Origin of the sequence: Streptomyces sp. F001 (assembly GCF_004187715.1) — a bacterium.
Lineage (GTDB): Bacteria > Actinomycetota > Actinomycetes > Streptomycetales > Streptomycetaceae > Streptomyces > Streptomyces flavusporus.
In genome coordinates this window covers 1-5,444 of sequence record NZ_QZWF01000104.1, presented here as the reverse complement: position 1 = coordinate 5,444, position 5,444 = coordinate 1, and the positions used below count along the sequence as shown (strand labels likewise).

The window sequence follows — 5,444 nt, the reverse complement described above, 5'->3', positions numbered from 1 at the left end:
GCGTTCGACCTGCATCACCCGGACATCGCCGCCCTCGAGGAGCTCGGGCACGGCGGCCACGGTGCCAGCGCCCTCGCGGGTGGCAAGGAGGCCGGCAAGTGAGAATCCAGGGCAAGATGTTCATGTGGCTGAGCGTCTTCATCCTCGCCACGGCGATCGTCTATGGCGTGTGGTCGAAGGAGCCGGTCGGCACCACCGCCCTCTTCCTGGCCTTCGGCATGTCCATCATGATCGGCTTCTACCTGGGCTTCACGGCCCGGCGGGTCGACGCGGGTGCACAGGACGACAAGGAGGCCGATGTCGCGGACGACGCCGGCGAGCTGGGCTTCTTCAGCCCGCACAGCTGGCAGCCGCTGGCGCTGGCCGTCGGTGGCGCCCTCGCCTTCCTCGGTGTCGCGGTCGGCTGGTGGCTGGTGTACTTCTCCGCGCCGATCCTGCTGGTCGGCCTGTGGGGCTGGGTCTTCGAGTACTACCGCGGTGAGAACCGCACCCAGTAGGACGCGCTGAGCGTCGCCGAAGCCCGGACACTCCGTCAGGAGCGTCCGGGCTTCTCCCTTTCCCCGCCCTTTCTCAGCCCTCACTCCCTCGTCCGGACGACTCACCGCGCCGACGTTGACGAAGCTCCATAGCGTGAGGTCATGAGCCACACAGCACACCTTCGGGGCACCCGCACAGCCGCCGGTTGCACGCTGGTGGTCATCGCTCTCGGTGCGGGCGTCACCGCCTGCGGCAGCGATGGCCACCCGCTGTCCGCCGAGCCCTACGACGCGGCGGAGCTGATCGCCTTCAACGGCCCCGCCGACACCGGGAAGAAGGTCGAGCCGGACAAGCCTCTGGAGGTCACCGCCGACGCCTCAGAGGGCCGTATCACGGACGTCACGGCCATGGACGCCGCAGGACGCCGCGTCTCCGGCGAACTCTCCGCGGACGGCGGCCGCTGGCACAGCACCTCCCCGCTGGCCGCGGACGCCCACTACACGGTCCGCGTGAGCACCGAGGACGAGGACGGGGCACCCGGCCGCCGGGTCCTCACCTTCGACACCGGCAAGCCCCGCGCCAAGAAGCGACTGAACGCCACCTTCGGCCCCGTGGCGGGCACGTACGGCGTCGGCCAGCCCGTCACCGCCGACCTGAACCAGCCCGTCAGGGACAGGGCTCAGCGTGCCATCGTCGAACGCGCCCTCAAGGTGGAGTCCACCCCCACGGTGGAGGGCTCCTGGCACTGGGTCGACGACAAGAAGCTCCACTACCGCCCCAAGGACTACTGGCCCGCCCACGCCACCATCCGGATCCGCAGCACCCTGGACGGCATCAAGATCAGCGACCACCTCTGGGGCGGCCCGGCGAAGCCCCTGAAGATCACCACAGGTGACCAGGTCATCGCCGTCGGGGACGCCCACACCCACCGGATGACGATCTACAAGAACGGCAAGGAGATCAACTCCATCCCGATCACCATGGGCAAGTCGGGCTTCGAGACCCGCAACGGCGTCAAGGTCGTCCTGGGCAAGGAGTACTTCGTACGCATGCGCGGCACCACGGTCGGCATCGCCGAGGGCACCTCGGAGTCGTACGACCTGCCCGTCTACTACGCGACCCGGGTCACCTGGAGCGGCGAGTACGTGCACGCCGCCCCCTGGTCCGTCGGCGATCAGGGCTCCGCCAACGTCAGCCATGGCTGCATCGGCATGAACACCACCAACGCGGGCTGGTTCTACGAGAACGTCCGCGAGGGCGACGTGGTCCAGGTCGTCAACTCCAACGGCAAGATGATGGAGCCCTTCGGCAACGGCTACGGCGACTGGAACGTCGACTGGAAGAAGTGGCGCCAGGGCAGCGCCCTACTGGTGGGCAACCCGGAGGCCCCGGGCTCCAAGGAGACGCCAAGACTGCGACCAACGGCTGTGTGAGCGCGCCGCAGCCGAAACCCTGTCGCCCTGTCCCCTCAGGTGGTAGCCAGCCTCTTCTGCCGCAACAGAGAAGCCAACGCCCCCGCGAACTCCACCGGCTCCACCGGCAACATCACCGCCGCATCAGCCCGACTCCACGTAGCCAGCCACGCATCCTGAGGCCGTCCGATGAGCAGCAGCACCGGCGGGCAGTTGAACACCTCGTCCTTGATCTGCCGGCACACCCCCATGCCCCCCATGGGCACAGCCTCACCGTCCAGCACACAGACGTCGATCCCGCCCTTCTCCAGCTCCCTGATGACGGCACCCGGAGTCGCACACTCGACGAACTCCACGACAGGGACGTCAGGAGCCGGCCTCCGGCCGGAGGCCAACCGCACCTGTGCGCGCGTGTTGGAGTCGTCGCTGTAGACCAGCACCGTGGCGGTCGGCTGCATGCTTCCTCCGAGACGTCAGTGTCGTACGGAAAGGCCGGACGGAAAGGCCCGATGCCGCGGATGCTACTCCCTTGAACACCTCGTCAACACCGGTTCGGACACGCCTTCGGTGGGCCATACGGGCAGTCCACACGCTGCGAACACTCCGAACGGCACCCCCCGGAGTGAGGGCGGGATAAGCGACCGACATAATGTCGGTCGTGGCGACAGCAACGACAGTAGATACCGGGCACGCGCACCCGTCGGTCAACCGGCCGAACCTCACCAGCGTCGGAACCATCATCTGGCTGAGTTCCGAGCTGATGTTCTTCGCGGCCCTCTTCGCGATGTACTTCACCCTGCGATCGGTGACCGGACCCGAGTTCTGGAGTGAGAAGGCCGCGGCCTTGAACTTCCCGTTCTCGGCGACGAACACCACGATCCTGGTGCTCTCCTCCCTCACCTGCCAGCTCGGCGTGTTCGCCGCCGAGCGCGGTGACGTGAAGAAGCTCCGGATGTGGTTCATCGTCACCTTCGTCATGGGTGCGATCTTCGTCGGCGGTCAGGTCTACGAGTACACCGAGCTGGTCAGGCACGAGGGCCTCTCGTTGTCCTCCGACCCGTACGGCTCGGTGTTCTACCTGACCACCGGCTTCCACGGCCTGCACGTGACGGGCGGTCTCATCGCCTTCCTGCTGGTCCTCGGCCGTACCTACGCGGCTCGGAGGTTCACTCACGAGCAGGCGACCGCCGCCATCGTCGTGTCCTACTACTGGCACTTCGTCGATGTCGTCTGGATCGGCCTCTTCGCCACGATCTACATGATCAAGTAGCCGGGACCGACTCCCGAGCACCCATTCCAGAAGCATCGACGCAGAAGATCCTGACACCGGGGTAATCCGTGAAAAAGCTCTCCGCACGACGACGCCATCCGCTGGCGGCGGTCGTCGTCCTACTCCTCGCGCTGGCGGCCACTGGGGGGCTGTACACCGCGCTCGCCCCCGCGGGCAAGGCGCAGGCCGATGAGACCGCCCAGTCCCTCGCCATCGACGAGGGCAAGAAGCTCTACGCCGTCGGCTGCGCCAGCTGCCACGGCACCGGAGGTCAGGGCACCACCGACGGTCCGAGCCTGGTCGGCGTGGGCGCGGCGGCGGTCGACTTCCAGGTCGGCACCGGACGCATGCCGGCGGCGACCTCGCAGGGCGCCCAGCTTCCGCGGAAGAAGGTCCAGTACACCCAGGCCGAGATCGACCAGCTCGCGGCGTACATCTCCTCGCTCGGCGCCGGCCCGGCCGTCCCGACCAAGGAGCAGTACGGCACGGAGGGCGCGGACATCGGCAAGGGCGGCGAGCTCTTCCGCAACAACTGCGCGCAGTGCCACAACTTCACCGGCAAGGGCGGTGCGCTCACCAAGGGCAAGTACGCGCCGACCCTCGAGGACGTCGACCCGAAGCACATCTACGAGGCCATGCAGACCGGCCCGCAGAACATGCCGTCCTTCCCCGACACGACGCTGACCGAGCAGAACAAGAAGGACATCATCGCGTACCTGGAGGCGGTCAACAGCTCCAACACGGAGAACCCCGGCGGTCTGGAGCTGGGCGGCCTCGGGCCGGTCACTGAGGGCCTGTTCTCGTGGGTCTTCGGTCTGGGCTCGCTCGTCGCGGTCGCCGTCTGGGTCGCCGCTCGGACCGCAAAGGCCAAGAAGTCATGAGTAGCCAAGACATTCCAGAAGAGAACCTGCCCGCTGAGCAGGACCGCGCCGTAGCGGTCGCGGACGAGAAGGATCCGTTCGCCGACCCGGGCCTGCCGCCCCACGAGCACCGGATCCAGGACATCGACGAGCGGGCCGCCAAGCGGTCCGAGCGTACGGTCGCCCTGCTGTTCACGGTGTCGATGCTGGCCACCGTCGGCTTCATCGCCGCGTACGTGACGATTCCGGTCGACAAGTCGATCTTCGTCTTCCCGATCGGTCACCTCAGCGCCCTGAACTTCGCGCTGGGTCTGACGCTCGGCATCGCGCTGTTCTGCATCGGCGCGGGCGCGGTCCACTGGGCCCGCACCCTGATGTCCGACGTGGAGATCGCCGACGAGCGCCACCCGATCGAGGCGTCCCCCGAGGTCCGTGCGAAGGTCCACGCGGACTTCAAGCAGGGCGCCAAGGAGTCGGCGCTCGGCCGCCGCAAGCTGATCCGCAACACGATGCTCGGCGCGCTCACCCTGGTGCCGCTCTCCGGCGTCGTCCTGCTGCGCGACCTCGGCCCGCTGCCCGAGACCAAGCTGCGCCACACGCTGTGGAAGAAGGGCAAGCTCCTCGTCAACATGAACACGAACGAGCCGCTGCGTCCCTCGGACGTCGCCGTCGGCTCGCTCACGTTCGCCAAGCCCGAGGGCCTGGAGGAGCACGACCACGACTTCCAGAACGAGATCGCCAAGGCGGCCCTGATGATCGTGCGGCTCCAGCCGGGCGACATCAAGGACAAGCGCGAGCTCGAGTGGTCGCACGAGGGCATCGTGGCGTACTCGAAGATCTGCACCCACGTCGGCTGCCCGATCTCGCTGTACGAGCAGCAGACGCACCACGTGCTGTGCCCCTGCCACCAGTCCACCTTCGACCTCTCCGACGGTGCCCGGGTCATCTTCGGCCCCGCCGGCCACGCCCTTCCGCAGCTGCGCATCGGCGTGAACGACGAGGGCTACCTCGAGGCGCTCGGCGACTTCGCAGAGCCCGTCGGCCCTGCATTCTGGGAGCGCGGATGAGCACTACGACCACCCCCGAGTCCCGCTCTCGCGGGAAGGCCCCGGCCGGCGAGCGCGTCGCCGACTGGGCCGACGGCCGGCTGGGGATCTACTCCCTGGCCAAGGCCAACATGCGCAAGATCTTCCCGGATCACTGGTCCTTCATGCTGGGTGAGATCGCGCTCTACAGCTTCATCATCATCATCCTCACGGGTGTGTACCTGACGCTGTTCTTCCACCCGTCGATGAACGAGGTGGAGTACCACGGCAGCTACGTCCCGCTGCAGGGCCAGCTCATGTCGGAGGCGTTCGCCTCGACGCTGGAGATCAGCTTCGACGTCCGGGGCGGTCTGCTCATCCGGCAGATCCACCACTGGGC

Annotated in this window: 6 protein-coding genes and 1 pseudogene; 6 read left to right on the top strand and 1 reads right to left on the bottom strand. The window is 67.5% G+C overall.

What is annotated here, in order from left to right; all coding sequences use genetic code 11:
* The first annotated feature begins 98 nt into the window (after positions 1-98).
* Both StrepF001_RS44360 and StrepF001_RS44355 read left to right on the top strand, forming a co-directional pair.
* Complete coding sequence (locus StrepF001_RS44360; protein WP_129803740.1) at positions 99-497, top strand: cytochrome c oxidase subunit 4; 399 nt, start codon at positions 99-101, stop codon at positions 495-497.
* A 141-nt stretch (positions 498-638) separates the two neighbouring features.
* Positions 639-1,910 (top strand): Ig-like domain-containing protein, encoded by a 1,272-nt coding sequence (locus tag StrepF001_RS44355; RefSeq protein ID WP_129803739.1) that lies wholly within the window; start codon positions 639-641, stop codon positions 1,908-1,910.
* 35 nt (positions 1,911-1,945) lie between these two features.
* Here the strand turns inward: StrepF001_RS44355 and StrepF001_RS44350 are convergent, their stop codons facing one another.
* Positions 1,946-2,347 (bottom strand): response regulator transcription factor, encoded by a 402-nt coding sequence (locus tag StrepF001_RS44350; RefSeq protein WP_129803738.1) that lies wholly within the window; start codon positions 2,345-2,347, stop codon positions 1,946-1,948.
* 191 nt (positions 2,348-2,538) lie between these two features.
* On the opposite strand from StrepF001_RS44350, the gene StrepF001_RS44345 reads away from it, so the two are divergent.
* The 4 genes and pseudogenes from StrepF001_RS44345 to StrepF001_RS44330 all read left to right on the top strand — a co-directional run.
* Positions 2,539-3,159: a heme-copper oxidase subunit III gene (locus StrepF001_RS44345; RefSeq protein WP_129803737.1), complete on the top strand. Its 621-nt coding sequence runs from the start codon at positions 2,539-2,541 to the stop codon at positions 3,157-3,159.
* Between the two features lie 68 nt (positions 3,160-3,227).
* Positions 3,228-4,040, top strand: coding sequence for a c-type cytochrome (locus StrepF001_RS44340; RefSeq protein WP_129803736.1), 813 nt, complete (start codon positions 3,228-3,230; stop codon positions 4,038-4,040).
* Positions 4,037-5,086 (top strand): Rieske 2Fe-2S domain-containing protein, encoded by a 1,050-nt coding sequence (locus tag StrepF001_RS44335; RefSeq protein ID WP_129803735.1) that lies wholly within the window; start codon positions 4,037-4,039, stop codon positions 5,084-5,086. Before StrepF001_RS44340 ends, StrepF001_RS44335 begins: the two co-directional genes overlap by 4 nt.
* Positions 5,083-5,444 (top strand): annotated as a pseudogene (locus tag StrepF001_RS44330) (ubiquinol-cytochrome c reductase cytochrome b subunit); the annotation flags it as partial. The gene StrepF001_RS44335 and the pseudogene StrepF001_RS44330, both read left to right, overlap by 4 nt.